At 63.2% G+C, this 23814-nt stretch carries 18 protein-coding genes; 11 read left to right on the forward strand and 7 right to left on the reverse strand.

Annotation, left to right across the window (positions count from 1 at the left end):
- Positions 1–182: 182 nt before the first annotated feature.
- The 3 genes from NR126_RS00180 to NR126_RS00190 form a co-directional block, all read right to left on the reverse strand.
- Entirely contained in the window at positions 183–2594 is a 2412-nt protein-coding gene (locus NR126_RS00180) for a TonB-dependent siderophore receptor (protein WP_256829394.1), read from the reverse strand.
- Between the two features lie 100 nt (positions 2595–2694).
- A complete protein-coding gene (locus NR126_RS00185) occupies positions 2695–3690 on the reverse strand; it encodes a FecR domain-containing protein (RefSeq protein ID WP_256829395.1) in 996 nt (331 codons plus the stop codon).
- A complete protein-coding gene (locus tag NR126_RS00190; protein ID WP_105755461.1) occupies positions 3687–4208 on the reverse strand; it encodes a sigma-70 family RNA polymerase sigma factor in 522 nt (173 codons plus the stop codon). The genes NR126_RS00185 and NR126_RS00190 overlap by 4 nt, the downstream gene beginning before the upstream one ends.
- A 231-nt stretch (positions 4209–4439) precedes the next feature.
- Between NR126_RS00190 and NR126_RS00195 the strand changes: the two genes are divergently transcribed.
- Positions 4440–6008: a diguanylate cyclase gene (locus tag NR126_RS00195; RefSeq protein WP_027618280.1), complete on the forward strand. Its 1569-nt coding sequence runs from the start codon at positions 4440–4442 to the stop codon at positions 6006–6008.
- Positions 6009–6016: 8 nt separating this feature from the next.
- Here NR126_RS00195 and NR126_RS00200 read toward each other — a convergent pair whose 3' ends face one another.
- Complete coding sequence (locus NR126_RS00200; protein ID WP_027618281.1) at positions 6017–6916, reverse strand: bile acid:sodium symporter family protein; 900 nt, start codon at positions 6914–6916, stop codon at positions 6017–6019.
- A 317-nt stretch (positions 6917–7233) separates the two neighbouring features.
- Between NR126_RS00200 and NR126_RS00205 the strand changes: the two genes are divergently transcribed.
- Both NR126_RS00205 and NR126_RS00210 read left to right on the forward strand, forming a co-directional pair.
- Positions 7234–8679 carry a SulP family inorganic anion transporter gene (locus NR126_RS00205; protein ID WP_105755463.1) on the forward strand — a complete coding sequence of 482 codons (1446 nt, stop codon included), beginning with the start codon at positions 7234–7236 and terminating at the stop codon, positions 8677–8679.
- Between the two features lie 197 nt (positions 8680–8876).
- A complete protein-coding gene (locus NR126_RS00210) occupies positions 8877–9929 on the forward strand; it encodes an NAD-dependent epimerase/dehydratase family protein (RefSeq protein ID WP_256829396.1) in 1053 nt (350 codons plus the stop codon).
- On the opposite strand, the gene NR126_RS00215 is transcribed toward NR126_RS00210, so the two are convergent.
- The gene (locus NR126_RS00215; protein ID WP_256829397.1) at positions 9916–10953 is read right to left on the reverse strand and encodes an AraC family transcriptional regulator; all 1038 of its coding nucleotides are present in this window, start codon (positions 10951–10953) and stop codon (positions 9916–9918) included. The two genes, NR126_RS00210 and NR126_RS00215, sit on opposite strands and share 14 nt — an antisense overlap.
- A 9-nt stretch (positions 10954–10962) precedes the next feature.
- A complete protein-coding gene (locus tag NR126_RS00220; protein WP_105755464.1) occupies positions 10963–11877 on the reverse strand; it encodes a GGDEF domain-containing protein in 915 nt (304 codons plus the stop codon).
- Between the two features lie 346 nt (positions 11878–12223).
- On the opposite strand from NR126_RS00220, the gene NR126_RS00225 reads away from it, so the two are divergent.
- The 5 genes from NR126_RS00225 (at position 12224) to NR126_RS00245 (ending at position 18801) form a co-directional block, all read left to right on the forward strand.
- Positions 12224–14758, forward strand: a complete 2535-nt coding sequence (locus NR126_RS00225) for a TonB-dependent receptor (protein WP_256829398.1) — start codon at positions 12224–12226, stop codon at positions 14756–14758.
- Between the two features lie 54 nt (positions 14759–14812).
- Positions 14813–16729, forward strand: a complete 1917-nt coding sequence (locus tag NR126_RS00230; protein WP_256829399.1) for a phytase — start codon at positions 14813–14815, stop codon at positions 16727–16729.
- A gap of 97 nt (positions 16730–16826) precedes the next feature.
- Positions 16827–17537, forward strand: a complete 711-nt coding sequence (tolQ, locus tag NR126_RS00235; protein ID WP_256829400.1) for a protein TolQ — start codon at positions 16827–16829, stop codon at positions 17535–17537.
- 14 nt (positions 17538–17551) lie between these two features.
- Entirely contained in the window at positions 17552–17998 is a 447-nt protein-coding gene (gene tolR, locus NR126_RS00240; protein ID WP_027618288.1) for a protein TolR, read from the forward strand.
- Positions 17995–18801: an energy transducer TonB gene (locus NR126_RS00245; RefSeq protein WP_256829401.1), complete on the forward strand. Its 807-nt coding sequence runs from the start codon at positions 17995–17997 to the stop codon at positions 18799–18801. Before tolR ends, NR126_RS00245 begins: the two co-directional genes overlap by 4 nt.
- Positions 18802–18824: 23 nt before the next feature.
- Here the strand turns inward: NR126_RS00245 and NR126_RS00250 are convergent, their stop codons facing one another.
- On the reverse strand, positions 18825–19715 hold the full coding sequence (locus NR126_RS00250; protein WP_027618290.1) for a LysR family transcriptional regulator: 891 nt from the start codon (positions 19713–19715) through the stop codon (positions 18825–18827).
- Between the two features lie 159 nt (positions 19716–19874).
- Between NR126_RS00250 and NR126_RS00255 the strand changes: the two genes are divergently transcribed.
- The 3 genes from NR126_RS00255 (at position 19875) to NR126_RS00265 (ending at position 23763) form a co-directional block, all read left to right on the forward strand.
- Positions 19875–20957 (forward strand): 4-oxalomesaconate tautomerase, encoded by a 1083-nt coding sequence (locus NR126_RS00255; protein ID WP_105755468.1) that lies wholly within the window; start codon positions 19875–19877, stop codon positions 20955–20957.
- Between the two features lie 41 nt (positions 20958–20998).
- The gene (locus tag NR126_RS00260) at positions 20999–22333 is read left to right on the forward strand and encodes a dicarboxylate/amino acid:cation symporter (protein WP_256829402.1); all 1335 of its coding nucleotides are present in this window, start codon (positions 20999–21001) and stop codon (positions 22331–22333) included.
- Positions 22334–22458: 125 nt separating this feature from the next.
- The gene (locus NR126_RS00265; protein WP_256829403.1) at positions 22459–23763 is read left to right on the forward strand and encodes a CitMHS family transporter; all 1305 of its coding nucleotides are present in this window, start codon (positions 22459–22461) and stop codon (positions 23761–23763) included.
- The last annotated feature ends 51 nt before the right edge of the window (positions 23764–23814 follow it).

Below are 23814 nucleotides of genomic sequence, written 5' to 3' on the forward strand. Positions count from 1 at the left end.
GCAGTCCTTTTGCGAGAGGGCGCGCATCATACATGAGCGGGTCCGCTTGATGCGGTGTCGCTGCTGGCCCCATCGCGAGCAGGCTCACTCCTACAATGGATTGGTGGCGATCACACATGCTGTGATGCATGCAAATCCCTGTAGGAGCCAGCCTGCTGGCGATGAAGTTGATGCGGTGTGGGTCAGTACTGCGCGCGCAAGGTCAGGGTCAGGTTGCGCGGGTCGCCGTAGAAGTTGGTGCCCCAGGACGCATCCACCCGGTCGTAGTACTTGCGGTCGAACAGGTTGTTGGCGGTCAGGGTCGAGGACAGGTTTTCGTTGAAGCGGTAGCCGACCTGGGCCGTGGCGACGGCGAAGCCGCCTTGTTCGAAGCGCACTTCGCGCTGGTAGTAGGTATCGCTGACCACTCGTACACCACCGCCGACGTTGAAGTCCTTGAGCGGGCCATCGGTGAAGTCGTACCGGGTCCACAGGTTGAAGTTGTGCCGTGGGGTGATGGTGCTGAAGGTCTGCCCTTCGGTGCCGTCATCGGCCTTGAGCATCTTGGTGGCGGTGTAGGCGTAGCCGGTGACGATGCTCCAGTTGTCGCTCAGGTTACCGCTCAACTCGGTTTCCCAGCCTTCGCTGCGGGCCTTGCCTTGCGCCATGTAGGAGGCGGTGCTGTTGTTGTACTCGGCACGGTTTTCATCGTAGATGCGGAACAACGCGACGCTGGCATTCAGGCGCCCGTCGAAGAACTCGCGCTTGAGGCCGATTTCATACTGCTTGCCCTTGCGCGGACCGATCGGCTCATTGTCCGAACCAATCTCGCTCTGCGGTTTGAACACCCCAGTGTAGCTGGCATAGGCCGACAGCTCAGGCGTCAGTTTGGCGATCAGCGCGCCGTACGGCACGACCTTGCGGTTGATGCTGGTGTGGGCCTCGCCGAAGTCGTTGAAGAACGGGTTGGCCTTTTTCGCGTCGCTCTCGTACCAGGTCACCCGGCTGCCGCCGATCACGTCCAGCCAGTCGGTGACGTTGAACTTGGCGCGGGTGTAGATCCCGTATTGATCGGACTTGGACCAGTTGCCGTTGTTCTGTTCGTAATTCTGCTTGGGGATATCGATGCTGCCCGGATCGAACACGTTGATCGGGAAGTAGTCGCCGCCGCCGTAGGTGAAGTCCTTGTCCAGGTGCTGGTATTCGGCACCGACGGTGAATTCGTGGCTGCGGTCCATGGCTTCGAAGGGGGTGGTGACGAAGCTGTCGACGCCGATGGTCTTGATGTGGGTGTAGTAGTTGTACGCCACCGCCCAGCTGTCGCCGTTCTCTTCGACCGCACCGTCAGCCCAGGTGAAGTTGCGCTGCGGGGTCTCGGCGTCGCGGTAGGTGAGGGTGGTCTTGAACTGGCCGCCGTTGTCCAGGGCGTGGTCGACTTCGGCGAAGGTTTCCCAGACTTTTTCGTTGAGTTCGTTCCACTTGGCATCGACGAAGGTCGAGCGCGGCACGTCGAGCAGGTTGCCGTTGGCGTAGGCCGGCAAGCCGAAGGCCGGGGTCGAGTGGTTTTGCTGATAGGCGCCGCCGACCGATAGGGTGGTGGCCGGATCGAGGTCGAACTCCAGGCGCCCGTAAGCCATCGGCCGTTCGTTCTGCGCATAGTCGACGAAGGATTTGTTGTTCTCGTAGGCGGTGATGAAGCGCCCACGCACGTTGCCCTGGTCGTTCAATGGGCCGGTGACGTCCACCGAGGAGCGGTAGTGATCGTAGGAACCGGCGGCGAGTTCGCCGCCGAGGGCAAATTTGCTCAAAGCGCGCTTGCGCACCACGTTGATCGTGCCGCCCGGTTCGCCGGCGCCCTGGTACAGGCCTGATGGGCCGCGCAGCACCTCGATGCGGTCGTACATCGCCAGGTCGAAGCTGGTGGCCATGTCGCCCTGGCCGGTGGGTTGCGAGACGCCGTCGACCTGCACCTGGTCGACCAGGAAACCGCGCATGTAGACGTCATTCAGGCTGGACCCGGAGTTGTAGGTCTTGATCGTCACCCCGGTGACCTGGCGCATGGCGTCCTGCAGGCTGTTCATGTTCTGGTCATCCATGCGCTGGCGCGTGACCACCGACACCGACTGCGGGATGTCCTTGAGCTTGATGTTGCCCTTGCCGATGCTCACTTCATCGGTGGTGTAGGAACGCGTGCCCTCGGTGGTCACGCCCAGGCCCTGGCCGGTGATGGCGGTCGGCGCCAGTTGCAGGGCGTCGGCATTGGCCGAGCGCACCAGGGTGTAGCTGGCGTCGGCGCGTTGCTGCAGGTCCAGCCCGGTGCCGCTGAGCAGGCGGGTCAGGGCTTCAAGCGGTGAGTAGCTGCCGCTCAGTCCCGGGCTTTGCTGGCCGTCGGTGAGGCTCGGGTCGAACGACAGGGCGATATGGCTTTCGGCGGCGAAGCGCGAGAGTGTCTGCCCGAGGTTGCCGGCCGGGATCTGGTAGCTGCGTTGTTGGCTGCTGGTCAGCGCCTGTGGCTGTGCTGCCCAGGCCTGGGCGCAGGCGCCGCTGATCAACAGGCCAAGCAGTGCGTAAGCGGTGCGACGAAAGGGCGGAGTAGTTGCGGGGACAACGGGCATCGAGAAGTGATCCTGTGGGCAAGGGAGAAGGGGTGTTATTCCCTTGCCAGCCGAGCGCAAAAAAAGTGTCAGGCCAATGCGAAAATATTTTTTGCTCGCGTCAAACAGGCGCGATCGTCACCCAGTAACCACCCAGCCGTGAGGTGACTTGTACAGGGTAGGTCTGGCCGAGCATGTTCAGCGCACGCTGGCTGTCGTCCAGCGGAAACGCCCCGGACACCCGCACTTGAGCAACGGCCGGATCGCAACGGACGATGCCTGGTCGATAGCGCGCCAACTCGGCGGCGAATTCGCCCATGGGCATACGGTCAGCCACCAGCATGCCCTCGGTCCAGGCGATGCGGCTGCTGTCGGTGGTGCCCAGGGCGCCGATTGCGCTGGCGGAAAACGTGCATTGCTGGCCGGCCATGACCACACTTGGCGTCGCTTGCACACGCCCGGACAATTCGATCTGCACGCGCCCTTCAAGGACCGCCAGACGGGTCATGCCAGCATCCTCGCGCACGCTAAAGACCGTGCCCAACGCCTGCAATCGTCCCTGGGCGGTACTGACCCGCAAGGGCCGGGCGGGCACCTGGATATCGGCGGCGCTGCGCAGCAGGATTTCCCCCCTGAGCAGCCGTACCAGGCGCTGCTGGCCATCGAAGGCGACATCGATCGAGGTGTCGGTGTTGAGGGTGACCTGGCTGCCATCGAGCAGGGTCAGTTGCCGGCGCTGGCCAATCGGCGAATGGAAATCGGCGCTCCAGCCCTGGCGTTCGTTCAATTGCCAGCCCAGCCAACTGGCCGGCGCCAGCGCCAGCAGCGCTGCGAGACGGGCGAGCATGGCGCGGCGTTGCGGGCTGGCCGGGCGATCGAGGCTCGACAGCGCCAGGTCCACGGGCAAGCCGCCGAGACTGCCGAGACTGCCGAGACTGCCGAGACTGCCGAGCAGACGTTCGGCACGGCGCCAGGCGCGCTCACACTCGAGGCTGCTGGTGCGCCATTGCTGCCACTGGCGCAGTTCCTCGCTGCTGAGGTTGCCTTCGCCCAGGCGCATCAGCCACTCGGCGGCTTCGTCGAGGATCAGCGGATCGATCTGCGCTGGGCCACTCATTCCGGCATCAACTGCAGGCATTGCACAAAGGCCTGCTTGATGTAGCGCTTGACCGTGGTCAGGGACAGCTCCAGTTGCAGCGCGATATCGTCATATTTCATCCCGCTGATCTGCGACAGCAGGAACGCGCGCTTGACCAGCGGTGGCAAGGTGTTGAGCAGGGCATCGACTTCATGCAGGGTTTCGAGGATCAGGTAACGCTGCTCCGGCGAGGGCACCAGGGCCTCGGGCACTTGCGCGAGCGCCGCCAGGTAGGCGCGTTCCAGCGCCTGGCGCTGATACCAATTGATCATGATGCCCTTGGCCACGCAGGTCAGGTACGCCCGGGGTTCGGCCAGGTCGGGAAGCGCCTTGGCCGCCAGCACCCGGGTGAAGGTGTCGTGCATCAGGTCCGCGGCGTCCACCCGGTTGCCCAGCTTGCGTTGCAGCCAGGCGTACAGCCAGCCTTGATGGCCGACGTAGAGGGCTTCGACACTGCGTAGGTGCTGCTGGTGCATGGCCGCTTGGAGTTCGCTCATCACGTCGGGTTTTTTGTTAGTGAGAATTATTAGCAATTGTATCCATGGCATATCAATCCCGGCAAGCGTGAGAATTCCGGCCAGCGCCCGGCGCGCGCTTGGCTACAATCACCAGCGTTGAATCCGCTCACTCATGAACAGGCGTCTGCTTATGCTTCTATCCCCGTTGCTCAACCTCGCGAGTCAATTGCAGGCTCTTGCCCCTGGCTCAGAAGGGGTGGTGTAAGCGGTATGCCAGACAGACTTTCAGGGAAGATAAACCTGCGCCGGTTGATCCTGCTGTTTGCCGTGGCGACGGCGCTGACTACCCTCATCAACAGTTTCTACGCCGCCTACCGGGTGCAGCGAACCGTGCTGGTGGAGAACGCGCTGGAGGCCAATCGGGCTTACGCGGCCAAGGTGGCCTCGAGTATTGGCGAGTACCTGCAGGCCTCGCAGCAGCAACTGGCGTACAGCGCGGTGATCCTCGGCCGGGACTTCGACAAGCCGGCGGTGCTGGATGCCGAGGTGCGTCGCCTGCGCGAACAGGACGCCGGTTTCACCAACATCGCCGTGGTCAACACCAGCGCCATGGTGCTGCGCGCCGCGCCGGACAGCCTGCAACTGGAACACACCACCCTCAACATCGAGGGCGTCCGTCGCGCCCTGCATGAGCGCCGGCCGCTGGTCAGCCGTGCTTATCATTCGTCTGCGGGAGAGTTGGTGGTGTTCATTTCCCAGCCGGTGCTCGACCCCTATGGGCGTTACCTGGGCTTTGTCGGCGGCGCCATCGATCTGCGCAAGGCCGGGGTGCTGCACACCCTGATCAGCAACCACTTCTATCGCGAGTCGACCCAGGCCTATGTGGTGGATAGCTCGCGGCGATTGATCTACCACCCCGATATGCAGCGGGTTGGTGAAGTGATCGGCATGAATCCGGTGGTCGACGCGGTGATTCAGGGTCAGAGCGGGGCCATGGACGCGCTCAATTCCCAGGGCGTGGAGATGCTCGCCGGTTACGCCAGCGTGCCGATGGCCAACTGGGGCGTGATTTCCCAGCGACCGAAAGCACAGACGCTGGCGGCCCTCGATCAGTTGATGAGCCAGATGCTGCTGGGGGTCGCCCCCCTGAGCCTGATCGGCTTTCTTGGCATCTGGTGGGTTGCGACATTTATTACTCGTCCCCTCAAGCAACTGGCCGAGAGCGCCGGGCAAATGGATGCGCCGCACACCGCTGAGCGAATCAACGCGGTGCGCGCCTGGTACGTAGAGGCGCAATTGATCAAGCAGGCGCTGCTCAAGGGTTTTGGCCTGGTCCAGGAAAAGCTTGGTGGCCTGAGTCGCCAGGCGCAGACCGATCCCTTGACCGGGTTGCTGAATCGGCGAGCGATGGATCAGGCACTGGAGACGCTGGAGTCCACCCGGCAGTCTTTTTCAGTGATTGCACTGGATATCGACCACTTCAAGCAGGTCAATGACACCTATGGCCACGACGTCGGCGATGTGGCCTTGAGCGTGGTGGCGCAGTTGATGAAGGGCTGTTCGCGAGAGGTCGACCTGGCCTGTCGAGTCGGTGGTGAAGAGTTTCTATTGTTGTTGCCCGGGGCGCCTTTGAGCGTGGCAAGGGAGGTCGCGGAGCGCCTGCGGCTGTCAGTGGCGCAGACGCCGATCGAGACGGTGGGGCATCTGACCATTTCCCTCGGCGTCGCGGTATGGCCTGGCAATGGCGGCACAATAGCCGAGGCGCTGAAGCAGGCGGACGAGTTGATGTACCAGGCCAAGCAGCAGGGCCGCAATCGCAGCGTGGTGCAGCAGACGTAGAGGCGGGTTTAGCTCGCCAGTTCCCGCTCCTCACGGCGCAATTGTTGCCCATGCACGCGGTTGACCCACCAGCCGAAGCCGGCGGCGGTGAAAAACATGATCAGGCTGTAGATGGCCGCCGGAATGGCCATGGTCGAGTTGTTCAGCAGGCTCGGGCTTAGGGCCAGGGCGATCGCCAGGGTGCCGTTGTGGATGCCGATCTCCATACCGATCGCCACCGCCTGGCGCCGGGGCAGGCGCAACAGCCTCGGGACGCCATAACCGACGGCCAGGCTCAGCAGATTGAACAGCAGCGCAGCCAGGCCGACGACGGGGGCGTACTCGACCACGGTCTGCCAGTCCTTAATGAAAGCCACAGTCACGGTGGCCACCAGGAACAGCGCCGAGACGATCTTCATCGGTTTTTCCATGCGTGCGGCGAAGGCTGGCGCCAGGTGACGCACCAGCATGCCCAGGGCCACCGGTATCAGGACAATGGCGAACACCTGCAGCACCTTGGCAAATTGCAGGGGAATGGCCTGGTCGGCGGACATGAAGTACAGCAACGACAGGTTCACCAGCAACGGCATGCTGAGGATCGCGATCATCGAGTTGACCGCCGTCAGCGTCACATTCAACGCCACGTCGCCGTGGGCCAGGTGGCTGTACAGGTTGGCCGTGGTGCCGCCGGGGGAGGCGGCCAGCAGCATCAGGCCGACCGCCAGCACCGGTTCGAGCTGGAAGCCCTTGGCGATCAGGAAACAGAAGAACGGCAGTACCAGCAACTGGCAGACCAGCCCGATCAGCACCGGCTTGGGATACTTCACCACCCGCGCAAAGTCGGCCAGGGTCAACGACAGGCCCAAACCGAGCATGATGATGCCCAGGGCAATGGGCAGGAATGCGGTGAGCAGGGGCGTGGCGGTCATGAGCAGTCGACTCGAGGGGAGAGAGGCTCACAAAGGTGTAGCACGCAGGATGCCAGGCGCCGCCGACAGTTGTTACAAAATATCGCCGAGTTGCCCATTGAGCCCGACACAAACCTTGGAGCGAGCTCGCTCGCGATAGCGGTGTCACCGTCAGCGAAGATGTTGGATGTGCAGGCCTCATTCCGAGCAGGCTCGCTCCAAAGGCGGTGATTCACCCGTGCGACTGGCCCGGCGCACGGCAATTGCGTAACATTCGCCGCCTATTTTTGTCGCATCGCCCGTGACCGCATTCGCCGGTCCTTCATTTCAGGTAAGCCATGAAACTCAATCGTCTGCGCGCCGATGTCCTGGCCGGACTCACCACGTCTTTTGCCCTGATGCCCGAGTGCATCGCCTTCGCCCTGGTGGCCCACCTCAATCCGCTGATGGGACTCTACGGCGCCTTCATCATCTGTACCCTGACTGCACTGTTCGGCGGTCGACCGGGCATGGTGTCCGGCGCCGCCGGTTCGATGGCGGTGGTGATCGTGGCGCTGGTGGTGCAGCACGGTGTGCAGTATTTGCTGGCCACGGTGCTGCTGGGCGGGCTGATCATGATGATCTTCGGCCTGCTGCGCCTGGGCAAACTGGTGCGCATGGTGCCGCATCCGGTGATGCTCGGCTTCGTCAATGGTCTGGCGATCGTCATTGCCCTGGCGCAACTGGAGCATTTCAAGGATGGCGAGGCGTGGCTCAGCGGCAAGCCGTTGTACATGATGATCGGCCTGGTGGCGCTGACCATGGCGATTGTCTACGTCTTGCCGCGCCTGACCCGCGCCGTGCCGCCGGCGCTGGTGGCGATCCTCGGCGTTGGCCTGGGCGTGTACCTGCTGGGCCTGCCGACCCGCACCCTGGGGGACATGGCGCACATCGCCGGCGGCTTGCCGACCTTGGCCTGGCCCGACCTGCCGTGGACCCTGGAAACCCTGCAGATCATCGCGCCTTATGCCTTGGTGATGGCGATGGTGGGCTTGCTGGAAACCCTGCTGACCCTCAACCTGACCGACGAAATCACCGAGAGCCGTGGCTTCCCCGACCGTGAGTGCGTGGCGCTGGGCGCAGCCAATATGGTCTCCGGGGCCTTTGGTGGGATGGGCGGTTGCGCGATGATCGGCCAGACCGTGATCAACCTCAGCTCCGGTGGCCGTGGTCGGCTCAGTGGCGTGGTCGCTGGAGTAATGGTCCTGCTGTTTGTGCTGTTCCTCTCGCCGCTGATCGAGCGTATCCCGCTGGCGGCGCTGGTCGGGGTAATGTTCGTGGTGTCGCAGCAGACATTCGCCTGGGCCTCACTGCGGGTGCTGAACAAGGTGCCGCTGAACGATGTGCTGGTGATTATTGCGGTGACCCTGGTCACGGTGTTCACCGACCTCGCCGTCGCGGTGCTCTGTGGGGTGATCATTGCCGCGCTCAACTTCGCCTGGCAGCAGGCCCGCCAGCTGTACGCCGACGGGCATATGGAGGCCGACGGCAGCAAACTCTACCGCGCCCACGGCACGCTGTTCTTTGCCTCGACCACGGCCTTTCTCAACCAGTTCGACACCGCTGGCGACCCGGCCCAGGTGACCCTCGACTGTCGTCACCTGAGCTTCGTCGATTACTCGGCCATTGCCGCCCTCGATACCCTGCGTGAACGCTACAGCAAGGCCGGCAAACACCTGCGGGTACTGCACCTTTCGGAGCGCTGCAAGAAACTGCTCAAGCGCGCGCGGGTGCATCACGACTGAGGGTGATGGCTGATCCATGCTTGAAAAAAAACCGACACCGGTAACAGGGCGTCGGTTTTTTCATTTTTGCGCTCGTTGTTCAAGCACAGTCGTCAAAAACGCTTTCGATCGGCATCTCGACGCGACCTTGACTCTCCCCCATGGGGCCGGGTTTAACCTCGGCGCACTAACATGGATAGCGTTTTCTGCGAGGTGTCATGAGTCGATTATGTCTGGTGACGGGGGCCAATGGGCACTTGGGTAGTACCCTGGTCAGGGCGTTGTTGGCCCAGGGGTATCGGGTGCGCGCCGGCGTTCGTGATGTGGCCCATGCGCCGGCGCTGGACGGGCTGGACTGCGAGCGGGTGTACGTTGAGTTGCTCGATGAAGGCACCTTGTTCGACACGCTGCTTGGGGTCGATGTGTTGTATCAGGTGGCGGCGGTGTTTCGGCATTGGGCGAAAAATCCGCAGGCCGAGATCATCCAGCCGAATGTCCAGGGCACCCGTCGAGTGCTGCGGGCAGCGGCGCGCGCCGGGGTTCGGCGGGTGGTGTATGTCAGTTCCGTGGCGGCGGTAGGGCACAACGGTCAGCCGCTCGATGAGCAGCACTGGAACGACGAGCAGGAGAATGCCTATTACCGCTCGAAGATTCTCGCCGAACGCGCCGCCTGGGAGATGGCTCGGGCTTTGGATTTGTCGATGGTGGTGGTGTTGCCTTCGGCGATGATTGGACCGAACGCCGCGCGCCTGACCGACAGCATGGGTTTTATCGAGTCGATTCGGCGGCGCCAGGTGCCGCTGGATCCGGGCTTTCATTTCAATTTTGTGGATGTGCGCGATGTGGCTGAGGGCATGATTCTCGCGGCGCAGAAAGGCCGATCCGGGCAGCGTTATATTCTGGCCAATGAGCGCAGTTCGTCGCTGGCGCAGATTATCGAGGCGGCAAACGCGGTGGTCCCTGGTTATCGTTTGCCGCCGCCAGCACCCCGGTGGTTGTTGTGGGCGGTGGCCTGGGCGCAGGAGGGGTGGGCGCGGGTGAGTGGGCGGCCGGCGCAGATGGTACGCAGTCAGGTTCGGATGTTTCATGGGGTGGCGCAGGAGTATCGGATTGACAAGGCCCGCGATGAATTGGGTTTTGCGCCGAGGGCGCCGGAGGAGGCGTTGCGGGGGGTGTTTGGGTATTTGGGGGAGCGGCAGCCTTCCGGCCAAGCGACATGCCCGCAGCATCACCCAGGGCACCACGAAGGCAGAGGTATCAACCACCACTGAATAGCTGGCGAATCAGATTCGGTGTGCTGCCGGTCCAGCGCTTGAACGAGCGCCGAAAATTCGCCGCATCGTTGAAGCTCAGGTAGGCCGCCACTTCGTCGTTGTTCAGGCCCTTGACCTGATACAGATAGAGCGCCACATGTTTGCGCACCAGGTCCACCTGCTGCTGAAAGCCCGTGTCGTGCTTGTGCAGTTTGCGCTTGAGGGTCGCCGGGCTCATGGCAAAGGCCTGGGCCGCTTGTTCGAGGCTGGGGGCCTGGCGGACGTGGGTTTGCAGGTAGCGGTAGAGGCAAGCGAGAAAACTGGCGGCAAAGCCCAGTTGCTCGATCTGCTGCTGGGCTTGCTGGCGCGCGACCTGGCCGGCGGTGGCCGATGCACCGGGCCAGGGTTGCGCCAGGTATTCGCGGGGGATGCGCATCATGTCCAGCGGCCGCTGGAATTGCGTCTGCTCCCCCAGATGCACCCAGTACTGCTCGACATAGCGCGGCTCGGCAAAGCTCAGGCTGCATTCCCAGGGCAGGCGCTGGCCGCTCAGCCACTGACTCATGGCGACCAGCGAGGTCATGCTCGCTTCCAGCAGGAAGCGCCATTGCTCGGCGGCGCCGCAGGTGTCCTGCCAGTAGAGGTAGGCGTGGTGCTCGTCGAGCAACAACTGCGGGGCTGCCAGCGGGCTGAGCAGGACCTGTTGCTGGACCATCGTGTCGAGTGCCTGATGCAGGTTCTGCGCATGGCGCAAGGCATGGCTGGCGGGGCCGTAATGCCCGGGCAGCAGGCGCTGGCCAAACAGGAAGCTGCTGTCGTCGGCACCGAGCAGGCGCCGGCTGTTGCCGATCAACGAGAGAAATTGCTGGGGACTCAGGCGTGTCTGCCCGGCGAGGATGTCTTCGTGGAACAGCCCGGTGCCGCGCAGCAGGCGATGGCTGTCGATGTCCCGCGACAGTGCGAGGTCGATCAGGGTTGCCGGCTGGTAGTGCCCGGGGATGAAGCGGCTGTCGGTTTCGTACCAACGTGTTTTTACTGTCATGGGGCGGCCTCAGGCAGACTTGGCCAGCGGTTGCTTGGCCCGGGCCAGGGCCAGGTTAAGGCGCTTGAGCAACTGTTCCGGCGACTCATCCATGGCCATCACCACTGCCGTGCTCGCCGCCAGGTGCAGGCGCTCGCCGTGTTGCCGGGTCTTGTGCGCCAGGCCCTGGACCGCTTGCTGCAACTCCAGCGCCAGCAGGCGCGCCTGGCTCTCGCCGGTGTTGGGCAGCAGCACCACGAAACGGTCACCGGCGAGGCGGCAGAGCAGGTCCTGGCGCCTCAGGTTGAGCAGCAGCAAGTGACTCAGGGCCTGCAACACCGCATCGCCTTCGGCATGCCCATAGGCCTGATTGATCGCGGCGAAGTGGTCCAGGTCCAGCACCATCAGCGACAGCGGTTGCTGCTGGGCGAGGCTTTCTTCCAGGCTGCTGGTCAACTGGCGCTTGAGGTAGTCGGCGCCCCCCAGCGGGGTCAGCTTGTCGAACAGCCGGTGCTCGCGAAACAGCCGCTCGCGTTTCTCCATCTGCGCGCTGATCGCCAGTTGTTCGCGGTGCCAGTGATAGATGCCCAGGGTCAGCAGGACCATGCCCACTGGCATCGGTCCGGACTCCAGCCAGTGGTCCCAGGTGATGCTGTCGGGCAGGCGGATAAACTCGTCGAGGCTGTCGATCCACCAGGAGAAAAAGATGCAACTCAGGCCCAGCGCCAGGTAGTTGGTGACCCGTCCGGCCGGTCGGCTTTTCAGCACCAGCCCCAGCCAGACCAGGGCCAGCAACGCCGAGCCGCCTTCGCCGACGATGTCCAGCCAGACCCATTCCTCGACACTTTTCAATTCGCCGCAGGCCAGGTGCAGCAGCAGGCCCAGGTTGGCCGCCAGCAGCAACAGCATGAGTTTCCAACGATGGGGTTTGAGCACTGAAAACATGGCCGTGATCCTTGGGCGAACAAACGATGCGCGCCAGCACAGCAGATCGATGTGACGGTTGGATGACAGGGCAGGGAGGTCAAATCGGCTCACCGTGCCATGGCGAATTTCGTCGTCGGCGCGGTCGGTCAGCGCGCGTGGCACATGCAGACGTACTCTCGCCGGTCACCGGTGTTCACGAACACAGGTCAAATCAGCTCAATCAGCCCCTCGATCCCCGGCAAAACCCCGGTTTACAGCACTCGCCAGCCAAGCCTGTCACAGAACCGTCATTCGCCACCCCTAGCTTGCCCTCCCAGTTGCCGGGCCTCTTGCCTGGCGTCATCGGACTCTTGGGGGGACCACCATGTACCAGCGCAGCAGCCACCGCCATCGCGGCACCGCCGGGCTCGTCAGCTTTACCCTGACCGCCCTGGCCCTGGCGATTGCCAGCGAGCGCCTGCAGGCCGCCGGCCAGACCGAACACGTCGATGTGGTGGGGCAGGCCGCGAGCATCAGCCAGGCACTCAAGGAGCAACGCGCCTCCGACAGCATCGAGAGCGTGGTGCACGCCGACGGCATGGCGCAGTTGCCCGATGAGAACGTCGCCGAAGCGGCCCAGCGCTTGCCGGGGATCAGCATCGAGCGCGATCAGGGCGAGGGCCGTTTTGTCAGCGTGCGCGGCCTGGGGCCGGACCTCAACAGCGTGACCATCAACGGCACCCTGGTGCCGTCGCCGGAAAGCGAGCGCCGCGCGGTGGCCCTCGATGTATTGCCCTCGGAGCTGGTGCAATCGCTGTCGGTGATCAAGACCCTGACCCCGGACATGGACGCCAACTCCCTCGGTGGCACGGTCGACGTCAAAAGCCTCTCCGCCTTCGACCATCAAGGCTTGTTCTACACCGGCAGCAGCGAGGCCAGCTACGACAAGAACACCCGCCAGACCAGCCCGAAATTCTCCGGGGCGGTCAGCGATCGTTTCAGCCTGGGCGACGGCATCGATAACTTTGGCGTGGCTGCGGCACTGAGCTGGCAGAAGCGCGACTTCGGTTCGGATAACGTCGAGACCGGTGGCGCCTGGGATTTCGAAGGGGGGCCACGGCTGCAGGAGTTCGAGCAACGCGACTACGACATCCGCCGCGAACGCAGCGGCGGCGGCCTGAACTTCGATTACAAGCCCGACGACCTGAGCAGCTACTACCTGCGCACCCTGTACAGCCGCTACAAGGACAGCGAGACGCGCAACTCCACCAGCATCGAGTTCGCCGACCCGCTGGCGGCCGGTGAACTGGGCGATGCCGAAACCAAGCGCAAGCTCAAGCAGCGCGAGGAAACCCAGGAGATCCAGTCGTATGTGTTCGGCGGCGAACGCACCCTCGGGCTGTGGACCCTCAGCGGCCAGACCGGCTACAGCCGCTCCAGCGAAGACAGTCCGGGGCACATCGCCAATGCCGCCTTCGACGCCGCCGACGACTTCACCGACAGTGGTTTCTACGACCGCGACAAGCCCCGGCCGATCATTGGTCAAGGCTTCTACGACCCGAGCAACTTCAGCCTGGACAAGGTCGACTGGGAAAAACAGAAGACCACCGACACCGAGAAGAACCTGCGTCTGGACCTGGCCCGTGAATACGACTTCAACGGCTACGCCTCGCAGTTCAAGTTCGGCGGCAAGCTCAGCCGGCGGGACAAGGACAACGACCTTGACGCCTGGGTCTACAAGGATTTCGCCGACCTTGGGTTCAGCGACGAACAACTCAATCTCAACCAATTGCGCAAGGGCAAGGTCGACTACCGCCTCGGCAATTTCGGCCCGGGCATCAGCGGCAGTGGCATCGAGCAGTTGATTGGCAGCCTCGACCGTGCGGACTTTTACGACGAGACCGAATCGCGGGTCAACGACTTCAAAATGAGCGAGGACATCAACGCCGGCTACCTGATGAACACTCTCGACCTCGACGACTGGCGCTTTATCGTCGGCATGCGCTACGAGGGCACCGAGTTCGAGGCCAAGGGCACCGGGGTCGACGATGGCGAGTTCAGCGCCACTGACACCCAACGTGATTATCACCACTGGTTGCCGGGGCTGCATGCGCGCTATCAACTGGACAAGAACACCCAGGTGCGCGCGGCGTGGACCAAGTCGGTGGTGCGCCCGACCTTCGGCCAACTGGCGCCGGGCTTTGTCATCGAGGATGACGAGGCGACCTTCGGCAACCCCAATCTGAAGCCGTTGGAGTCGAGCAACCTCGACCTTGGCATCGAGCACTACATGGGGCGTGCGGGCACGGTGTCGGCGTTCGTGTTCTACAAGGACATCCAGAACTTCGTCTACAACACCGACCTCGCCGGCACCGGGGCCTGGGTCAATTTCTCCGAGGCCCACACCTTCACCAATGGCGACAGCGCCAAGTTATACGGCCTGGAATTGGCTTACTCGCAGAAATTCGACTGGCTGCCGGCACCGTGGAATGGCCTGCTGCTGGGGGCCAACGCCACCTTCAGCCGCTCTGACGCCGAGATCGAAGGCTTTGACGCTGCCAGCGGACGCAACCTCAAACGCAGCATCGACTTGCCGAGCCAGTCCGACACCGTCGGCAACCTGATGCTCGGCTGGGAGAACGACAAGCTCAGCCTGCGTTTGTCGGCCAACTACAAGTCCGACTATTTGTATGAGCTGGCGGCGATCAACGACGCCGCCCACGACCTGCACGTCGACTCGCAGACCTTTGTCGACTTCAGCGCCAACTACGCCCTGACCAAGAACCTGCAGCTGAATTTCGAGGCGCAGAACCTCACTGACGAGTCGTACTTCGTCTACACCGGCCACCGCCCCTACAACGCCCAGTACGAAGAATACGGCCCGACCTTCAAGCTCGGCCTGACCTTTACCCACTTCTAAGCCATGGGCCGCCGCGCGCTGCCCCGATGCCTGCACGACAAAGGATTTGCCCCGTTGAAGACTCTTTCGTTGATACCCAAGCGCGGCCTGCTCGCCGCATTGATCGGCCTCACTGTGGGTCAGGCGCTGGCCGCCGCCCCGAGCCTGAGCCTGAAACCCTGGGCGCCGAACCTCAAGCTCGAGGCCGCGAGCTTTGTGCCGGGCCTGGCCGGTGCGGAGCGCCTGGCGATCAGCGCCGGCGACGGCTTGCTGTTGCTCGACGGCCAGGGCCAGACGCTGGCCAAATTGCCCGGCAACTTCAGTACCCTGGACAGTCGCGCCGCCGGCCAGCAAGTGTTGGTGGCCAGCCTCGACAGCCAGCGCCAGCAGGCGGTGCTGGTCAGCCTCGATCCGCAGGCGCGCAGTTGGGGCAAGCCGCTGTACCTGCCGCAGCGGGATTTCCCGGTCAACGGTGTGTGCCTGTACCGCGACGAGGCGAGTAACTTGTTCCTGTTCCTGGTGGGCGAGGAGGGCAAGGGCGAGCAGTGGCTGCTGGGCAATGGCGCGCAGTTGAACCCGCAGGCGCAACGGGTGCGCGGCCTGCCGTTGCCGCCGTCGGCGCAGTTCTGTCAGGTCGACGACGGCGCCGGGCAACTGCTGGTCAATGAAGAAAATGTCGGGTGGTGGGCTTATCCAGCCCAGGCCGAAGCCGATGTGCTGCGCCTGCCAGTTGCGCTGCGCCAACCCTTTGGTGACCTGGCCGAGCAAGCCGGTGCCATGGCGCTGGTGCCCGGTGGGGTGCTGGGCCTCGACCCCAAGGCCGCGCAACTGCACCTGTATCAGCAACAGGACGACGCCTGGAAAGCGCAGCCTGCCATCGCCCTCAGCGGTTTGAAGGAACCGGAAAACCTCGCCGTCCGTGCCACTGCCAACGGCTTGCAGTTGCTGGTGCGCGACGATGAGGACGGGCGCCTGTATCAGGGCGAACTGAACTGGCAACCCCAGCCGGTGCCCCTGGCCCCGGTGCTGCCGAATGTCGCGGCCCTGGTACAGAGCGAACCGGTAGGGCGTCAGGGCGATGCCGCGGACGATCCGGCGATCTGGATTCATCCGCAGCAACCGGCCCTCAGCCGGGTGCTTGGGACCAACAAGAAACAAGGCCTGCTGGCTTACGACCTGCAAGGCAAGCTGCTCCAGGAGCTGCCAGTGGGTCGTCTGAATAACGTCGATGTGCGGCCCAACTTCAAGCTCGGCGCGCAGACGGTCGACCTCGCGGTGGCGAGCAATCGCGATCACAACAGCCTCAGCCTGTTCAGCATCGACCGCAGCAGCGGCGAGTTGCGCGAGGCCGGAGAGATTCCGACCCCGCTCAAGGAAATCTACGGCATCTGCCTGTTCCAGCCGGCCAGCGGCGAGATCTACGCAATTGCCAACGGCAAGGACGGTAGCTTCCTGCAGTACCGCCTGAGTGCGCCAAACGGTGCGGTGCAGGGCGAGTTGGTGCGCCAGTTCAAGGTCGACAGCCAGCCGGAAGGTTGCGTCGCCGACGATCAGCGCCAACGCCTGTTTATCGGCGAGGAGGATGTCGGCGTGTGGGCAGTGGACGCCCGCGCCGATCAGCCGGCGCAGTTGAGCAGCGTGATCAAGGTCGGGCCGCAGTTGCATGCCGATGTCGAGGGCCTGGCGTTGTACCAGAGCAGCGGCCAGGACTATCTGGTGATCTCCAGCCAGGGCAACGACAGCTATCTGGTGCTGGATGCCGAACCGCCGTTCGCCGCTCGCGGTGCGTTCCGGGTCGGCCTGAATGCCGCCGCCGGGATCGATGGTGCCTCGGAGACCGACGGCCTGGAAGTCACCTCGGTCAACCTCGGCGGTGCCTGGAGCCACGGCATGCTGGTGGTCCAGGACGGTCGCAAGCGCATGCCCGAGCAAACCCAGAACTTCAAGTTCGTGCCCTGGGCCGAGGTCACCCGGGCGCTGAAGCTGCCCTGATCGCGGCCGTCATCATCCTGTCATTTGTATTTCATCGAATAGCCCTTCGGCCGTTGCACAGCAGCGGCGCGAGGGACGCCCAACAAGGAGTTTCACCATGCAGGCCACACTCGAACACATGACCGTCTGGGGCTTGATCAGCGACGCCAGTCTGCTGGTCAAAGCCGTCATGCTCACCTTGCTGCTGGCCTCGTTGCTCAGTTGGTACCTGATCCTGGTGCGCAGCGGCGTGTTGAAGCGCCGCGAGCGTCGCCTCGACGGCTTCCTCCAGCGCTTTCGCGGCGCTGCGGACCTCGCACCGCTGTACCGCGAAAGCGTGCAGAACACGGATGCCGATGCCGGTATCGAGCCGATCTTCCAGACCGGATTCCAGGAGTTCAATCACTTGCGCCAAGCCACCGGCGGCAGTGCCGAGGCGGTACAGCAAGGGGTGGAGCGGGCGCTTTACGTGGCCATTAGCGAGCAGGAAATCCAGTTGGAAAAAGGTCTGCAATTTCTCGCCACTGTGGGCTCGGTGAGCCCTTATATCGGTCTGTTCGGCACCGTCTGGGGAATCATGAATTCGTTCCTCGGCCTGTCCCAGGTGCAACAGGCAACCCTGTCCACCGTCGCCCCGGGGATCGCCGAAGCGTTGATCGCCACGGCCATCGGCCTGTTCGCGGCGATTCCGGCGGTGATTGCCTACAACCGCTTTTCGGCACGCAGCCAGACCTTGCTCACCCGTTACTACGCCTTTGCCAATGAGCTGCAGGTGCGCCTGCACCGCACGTTGCACGGCAGCGCCTTAAACCTGGCCACGGCCGCCTGAGCAGGAGAACGCAGATGTTAGTCAGGCCGCAACGCAAACACGGGCCAAAGGCCGAAATGAACGTGGTGCCTTACATCGACGTGATGCTGGTGCTGCTGGTGATCTTTATGGTCACCGCGCCGATGCTCACCCAGGGAGTGAAGATCGAGTTGCCCAAGGTCGCCAGTGAAGCCCTGGCCACGGACAGCCAACAACAGATCCTGACCCTGTCGGTGAAGGCCGAGGGTGGCTATTACTGGAACCTCGGCGGCGAACTCGACACCCAGCACCAGACCGACAGCGCGGTGACTCTGGAAGAAATGCGCGGCAAGATCGCCCAGGTGGTCAGTGCGCGCAGCGACACTCAGGTCTACATCCGCGCCGACCAGGACGCCGGCTACGGCAGCGTGGTGGCGGCCATGGCGGCGCTGCAACAGGGTGGGGTGAGCAATCTCGGACTGGTGACCGAGGCGCCACAATGACCAGCATGATTCTGTCGTCCCCGAGCCTGAATCTGCGGCCTTGCGTGCCCGCGCAGTTCCGGCGCAACAGCCTGGCGGCCGGCCTGGCGCTGGCGCTGCACGGCGGTGTACTGGCGGTGCTGATGCACACCTGGTCGGTCAGCCCGCCAACGCCCGCCGCGCCTGCGGTGTTGCACACCCAACTGGTGATGCTGGCGCCGTCACCCGTACCCACACCGCCGGTGGCCGAACCGGTACTGGCGGAACCGGTGCCAGCGCCAGCGGTTGTCGCGCCGCCGGAACCGGTCAAACCGCGCGTCGATCCACAGGTCCAGGCGCAGAAACTCGAACAGGCGGCCCTGGCGCGCAAGCGGGTCGAGGAGAAAAAACGCGAGCAACAGCTGGAGCAACAACGCCAGCGAGAGGTACAGGACCAGCGCCAGCGCGACGCCGAGCAACAGCAACTGGCCCAACAGCAGGCTCAGCAGCAGGCACAGCGCGCCGAACAGGCTCGTGCGGCAGCCGAGCGCTCACGCCAGCAAGCGTTGGCGGACAGTCGCCAATACCTGCCGTTGAGCAAGCAGGCGCCGGACTATCCGCAGCGCGCCCTGGACAAAAACCTCGAGGGCGACTGTTCGGTGGAGTACACCGTCAATCCCCAGGGCAAGGTGGAAAACCCCAAGGTGCTGGACGGTTGCCATCCGCTGTTCATCCGCCCGTCACTGGCGGCGGCCAACACCTTCCGCTACCAGCCACGGATCATCGACGGTCAGGCGGTGGCCGTGCCGGCGGTGCGTAATACCTTTCACTATCGGATCAAGTGAGGGCAGGGCAGCACGTGACGGCGTCACTGCGGCCACTGTTCCAGCAGGATCGATACGAATTTTTCGGCAGCCGGAGACAGCGATGCACCACGGCGGTAGACCAGTCCGAGTGAGCGATTGACCACCGGTTCGATCAACGGAACGCTGACCAGGGTCGGGTGATCCACCGTCGGCATCGCCAGGCTGGGCATCGCCGAAACGCCGAGACCAGCCTCCACCAGACCCAGCGACGTCGACAAGTGCTGCACCTCGTAGAACCACTGCGGACGCCAGCTCAAGCCCGACAGTGCGTGGTCGAGCAACATGCGGTTGCCGCTCAGGCGACCGACCCCGATCAACCGGTAATCGCTGAGTTCCGACCAGGTCACCGCACTGCGCCCGGCCAACTCGTGATCGCGCCGGCAGGCGAGGACGAAGGGTTCGTTGACCAGGGGCACGAATTCGATGTCCGGGTGCTGTCCGCTCATCATGTTGATGCCGAAATCGGCTTCGCCCCGCAGCACCGCTTCCAGGCCTTCATTGGCGCTGAGGTCGAGCAGACGGATGCGGATTTTCGGGTAGCGCTCGTTGTACAGGCGAATCACTGACGGCAGAAAGTAGAACGCCGCAGTGGGGATGCAGGCCAGTGTCACCCGGCCAATCTGGCGCTCGGCCAGTTCGCGGATATTCAAAATCGAATCGTCGAAGTCATCCAGCAGGCGCCGTGCCTTGGGCAGGAAATCCCGGCCAACGCTGGTCAGGCTGACCTTGCGTGTTGTGCGGTCGAGCAGGGCGGTGCCGAGGCCTTCTTCGAGCTTCTTGATGCGCCGGCTCAAGGCGGGTTGGGACAGGTGCAGTGCGTCAGCCGCTTCGTGAAAACTGCCCAGCTCGGCGATTTTTACGAAGGAACGGATATCTTGAAGTTCGTAATCCATGTGCAGTCATACCTGTAGGGCCTGATACGCCAGTCGGTTTAATTCATTCGTCAAACGCAATAATAGCTCTGATCTTTGCATTGGAAACACTTTTCAATCTTTGTCACTCTTGTGTCCAGAACATCAATTATCCCGATTGATCAACAAGAGTCAGAGTTCATGCAACAAATTCCTTGTGTGTTAATGCGCGGTGGTACCTCCAAGGGTCCGGTGTTTCTCGCATGGGATCTGCCAGTGGCCATTGCCGAACGTGACGAGCTGCTGCTGAACCTGATGGGTTCCGGCCACGAACTGGAGATCGACGGCATCGGCGGTGGCAGCCCGCAGACCAGCAAAGTGGCGATTGTCAGCCCGTCGCTGCACCCTGACGCCGACGTTGACTACCTGTTCGTCCAGGTCATGGTTTCCCAGCGCCGGGTCGACACCGCCCCGAACTGCGGCAACATGCTCTGTGCGGTCGGCCCATTCGCCATCGAGCAGGGCCTGGTCAAGGCCAAGGTCGGTACCACCCAGGTTCGCATCCGCAATCTCAATACGGGCACCCTGATTCACTCCGAAGTGCAGACCCCGCGGGGCAAGGTCAGCTATGACGGCGACACCGCCATCGACGGCGTACCTGGCACCGCCGCACCGGTGCAACTGACCTTCCTCGACGCGGTGGGCAGCAAGACCGGCAAGCTGTTCCCGACGGGGCAGCCGCAGAATCTGATCGACGGCATTGCCGTGACCTGCATCGACATGGCCATGCCAATGATGATTGTCGAGGCCGGCCAGTTGGGTAAACGCGGCGACGAAAGCCCGGCCGAGCTGGATGCCGATGGCGAATTTCTCCGTCGCCTGGAGTCCTTGCGCCTCAAGGCCGGGCTGGCCATGGGCCTGGGCGATGTGCGTGACAAGGTGATCCCCAAGCCGGTGCTGGTGTCCCCGGCCCGCAATGGCGGGACCCTCGAGGTGCGTTACTTCATGCCGCACAACTGCCACCGCGCCCTGGCCATCACCGGTTCGATCGGCCTGGCCACCGCCTGTGTCACTGAAGGCAGTGTGGTGGCGAAACTGCTGGGCGGGGTCAGTGAGCCCCGACTGGAACATGTACGAATTGAACACCCTGGCGGTGGGATTGATGTAGTTCTGTCCTACACCGGCGACAACGGCGACACTATCCGTGCCTCGGTCGTGCGGACTGCCCGCCGCTTGTTTTCCGGTTTCGTCTACGCCCGGTCCACACGTCGACGTGCTGGCTAGCCAGACGTCGCCTTGGTTGCCGCATCAGAACAATTCCAAAAATGGGTGATGCCATGAAAGTTGTAAAGTCGCTCTACTTCCAGATCATCTGCGCCGTGGTGCTGGGCGTGGTCGTCGGCCACTTCTGGGGGCAACAGGCGATCGCCTTGAAGCCGCTGGGTGATGCCTTCATCAAACTGATCAAGATGATGATCGCCCCGGTGGTGTTCTGCACCATCGTCACCGGGATCGCCGGCATGAGTGACAAACGCTCCCTGGGCCGCCTGTTGAGCAAGACCATGTTGCTGTTCCTCGGCCTGACCGTGATCAGCCTGATCATCGGCCTGGTGGCGGTGTACGTGTTCAAGCCGGGGGCGGGAATGAATATCGACCCATCGCAGTTGAGCACCCAGGGCCTGACGCAATACACCGACTCGGCGGCGAAGCTGGGGGTGGTCGAGTTCTTCATGCACATCATCCCCGACACCTTTATCGGCGCCTTCAATAAAGGCGAAGTGTTGCCGGTGCTGTTTATCGCGGTGCTCTGCGGTTTCGCCCTGTCGTCCCTGGGCGAACGCGGCAAGCCGGTGCTGGACGTGCTGGAAGCGGCCTCGCACATGGTCTTCAAGATTTTCTCCTACCTGATGCGCTTCGCCCCGATCGGAGCCTTCGGTGCCCTGGCATTTACTGTGGGGCAGTACGGGATCACCTCGCTGGGCTCGTTGGCCAAGCTGATCATGACCCTGTACATCGCTTGCGCGTTCTTCGTCTTCGTGGTGCTGGGCGGTATTTGCCGCGCCCACGGCTTCAGCCTGTGGAAGCTGTTGCGCTACCTGCGCGAAGAATTCCTGGTGGTGCTGGGGACCTCGTCCACCGAGCCGGTGATGCCGCGCATGCTGGAAAAACTCCAGGCGCTGGGCTGCAAGAAGGGCGTGGTCGGGCTGGTGCTGCCGACGGGCTACTCGTTCAACCTCGACGGCACGGCGATCTACCTGTCGCTGGCGGCCATCTTCATTGCCCAGGCCTGCAACATCGACCTGACACTGGGGCAAACGGTGACCATGCTGGCGATCATGCTGTTGTCGTCCAAGGGCGCGGCGGGTGTCACTGGCAGTGGTTTCGTCGCCCTGGCCTCGACCCTCACGGTGATCCACGACATTCCCCTGGCCGGCCTGGCGCTGTTGATCGGCATCGATCGCTTCATGTCCGAAGCCCGCGCGCTGACCAGTCTGGCGAGCAATGCGGTGGCCACGGTGGTGATCTCCATCTCGGAAAAAGCCTGCGACCGTGAAGTCCTGCTGCGCACCCTCGAGGGGCATGCGCCGCTGGAAACACCCGTCAGTTCCACTTGGGATCAACTGCCCCACGACAAGGCGCCTCTCGCCGATAACCGCTGAACCCACCCCCCCGTTCTCGCTCACTCCCACCGCCAGGCGGCACCCTGAAAGGTGCCGCCTGGCGGAGCGGGGAGCGTGTGCCTGAACGGCAGCCATTCTACTGATAACAACAAGAGAGAAAATCTATGCTCGCTTTCCTCGGACTGGCCATGGTGGTGGTTTTCACCTACCTGATAATGTCCAAGCGTCTGTCACCGATTGTCGCCCTGACGGTGGTGCCGATCGTTTTTGCCGTCATCGGTGGCTTTGGTGGGACCACCGGCAAAATGATGCTCGACGGCCTGAAAATGGTCGCGCCATCTGCCGCACTGCTGCTGTTTGCGATTCTGTTCTTCGGCCTGATGATCGATGCCGGGTTGTTTGACCCGCTGATCCGCAAGATCCTCAAACGCGTTAATGGCGACCCGATGAAAATCGCCATCGGCACCGCATTGTTGTCGCTGCTGGTGGCGCTCGATGGCGACGGCACTACGACGTACATGATTACCTGTGCGGCGATGTTGCCCCTGTACAAGCGCATCGGCATGAACCCGATGATCCTCGCGACCATCGCCATGTTGTCTTTGAGCATCATGAGTGGCATGACCCCATGGGGCGGGCCGGCAACCCGGGCAATCGCTGCCCTGGGCCTGGATGCCGGGGACTACTTCGTGCCCCTGCTGCCGACCATGATCGGTGGTGCGGCGTGGGTGGTGTTCACTGCGTTCCTGCTGGGGCGTGCCGAGCGCAAGCGCATTGGTAATATCCAACTGCAAAGCGGCGGTGGTGACTGCTATATCAAGGCGATTCTGGAAGACACCCCGCACAAACGGCCAAAACTGGCCTACATCAACCTGCTGCTGGTGATTGCCGTGATGGTGGCGCTGGTGATGGGCCTGGCGCACTCGGCGATCCTGTTCCTGATCGGTTTCGTCATCGCTCTGATGATCAACTACCCGCAACTGGACATCCAGAAGGAGCGCATTCTCGCTCACTCCGGCAATGCGATGACCGTGGTGCTGCTGGTGTTCGCCGCCGGGATCTTTGCCGGGATCTTCTCCGGCACCAAGATGGTTGACGCGCTGGCGCAGACCCTGGTGGACTGGATCCCGCCGTCCTGGGGCCATCTGTTCCCGCTGGTGGTGGCGATTACCAGCATGCCGCTGACCTTCGTGCTGTCCAACGATGCCTACTACTTTGGCGTGGTGCCGATCCTGGCCAACGCCGCGGCCGCCTACGGCATCGATCCGGTGGAAATCGCCCGGGCCTCGGTCCTTGGTCAACCGGTGCACTTGATGAGCCCGCTGGTGGCCTCGACCCTGCTGTTGGTGGGGATGGTCGACCGCGACATCGGTGACTTCCAGAAGGCCACCGTCAAATGGGCGGTGCTCACCTCCCTGGTGGTGACCGCGCTGGCGCTGCTGACCGGAGCCATCAGCCTCTTCTCCTGATCCACCCGACACCTGCTGCCGACATTGCACGCGCCTCGCCATCGAGGCGTG

The sequence above is a fragment of the Pseudomonas sp. Pse1 genome (assembly GCF_024519635.1).
GTDB lineage: Bacteria > Pseudomonadota > Gammaproteobacteria > Pseudomonadales > Pseudomonadaceae > Aquipseudomonas.

Excerpts from the sequence above, each read along its gene's own strand:
- tolQ (WP_256829400.1), top strand. The coding sequence starts at position 16,827 with ATGCAGGCCACACTCGAACACATGACCGTCTGGGGCTTGATCAGCGAC.
- NR126_RS00225 (WP_256829398.1), top strand. The coding sequence starts at position 12,224 with ATGTACCAGCGCAGCAGCCACCGCCATCGCGGCACCGCCGGGCTCGTC.
- NR126_RS00190 (WP_105755461.1), bottom strand. The coding sequence starts at position 4,208 with ATGAGCGAACTCCAAGCGGCCATGCACCAGCAGCACCTACGCAGTGTC.
- NR126_RS00265 (WP_256829403.1), top strand. The coding sequence starts at position 22,459 with ATGCTCGCTTTCCTCGGACTGGCCATGGTGGTGGTTTTCACCTACCTG.
- NR126_RS00215 (WP_256829397.1), bottom strand. The coding sequence starts at position 10,953 with ATGACAGTAAAAACACGTTGGTACGAAACCGACAGCCGCTTCATCCCC.
- NR126_RS00210 (WP_256829396.1), top strand. The coding sequence starts at position 8,877 with ATGAGTCGATTATGTCTGGTGACGGGGGCCAATGGGCACTTGGGTAGT.
- NR126_RS00195 (WP_027618280.1), top strand. The coding sequence starts at position 4,440 with ATGCCAGACAGACTTTCAGGGAAGATAAACCTGCGCCGGTTGATCCTG.
- NR126_RS00245 (WP_256829401.1), top strand. The coding sequence starts at position 17,995 with ATGACCAGCATGATTCTGTCGTCCCCGAGCCTGAATCTGCGGCCTTGC.
- NR126_RS00250 (WP_027618290.1), bottom strand. The coding sequence starts at position 19,715 with ATGGATTACGAACTTCAAGATATCCGTTCCTTCGTAAAAATCGCCGAG.
- NR126_RS00260 (WP_256829402.1), top strand. The coding sequence starts at position 20,999 with ATGGGTGATGCCATGAAAGTTGTAAAGTCGCTCTACTTCCAGATCATC.
- NR126_RS00220 (WP_105755464.1), bottom strand. The coding sequence starts at position 11,877 with ATGTTTTCAGTGCTCAAACCCCATCGTTGGAAACTCATGCTGTTGCTG.
- NR126_RS00205 (WP_105755463.1), top strand. The coding sequence starts at position 7,234 with ATGAAACTCAATCGTCTGCGCGCCGATGTCCTGGCCGGACTCACCACG.
- NR126_RS00185 (WP_256829395.1), bottom strand. The coding sequence starts at position 3,690 with ATGAGTGGCCCAGCGCAGATCGATCCGCTGATCCTCGACGAAGCCGCC.
- NR126_RS00200 (WP_027618281.1), bottom strand. The coding sequence starts at position 6,916 with ATGACCGCCACGCCCCTGCTCACCGCATTCCTGCCCATTGCCCTGGGC.
- NR126_RS00180 (WP_256829394.1), bottom strand. The coding sequence starts at position 2,594 with ATGCCCGTTGTCCCCGCAACTACTCCGCCCTTTCGTCGCACCGCTTAC.
- tolR (WP_027618288.1), top strand. The coding sequence starts at position 17,552 with ATGTTAGTCAGGCCGCAACGCAAACACGGGCCAAAGGCCGAAATGAAC.
- NR126_RS00255 (WP_105755468.1), top strand. The coding sequence starts at position 19,875 with ATGCAACAAATTCCTTGTGTGTTAATGCGCGGTGGTACCTCCAAGGGT.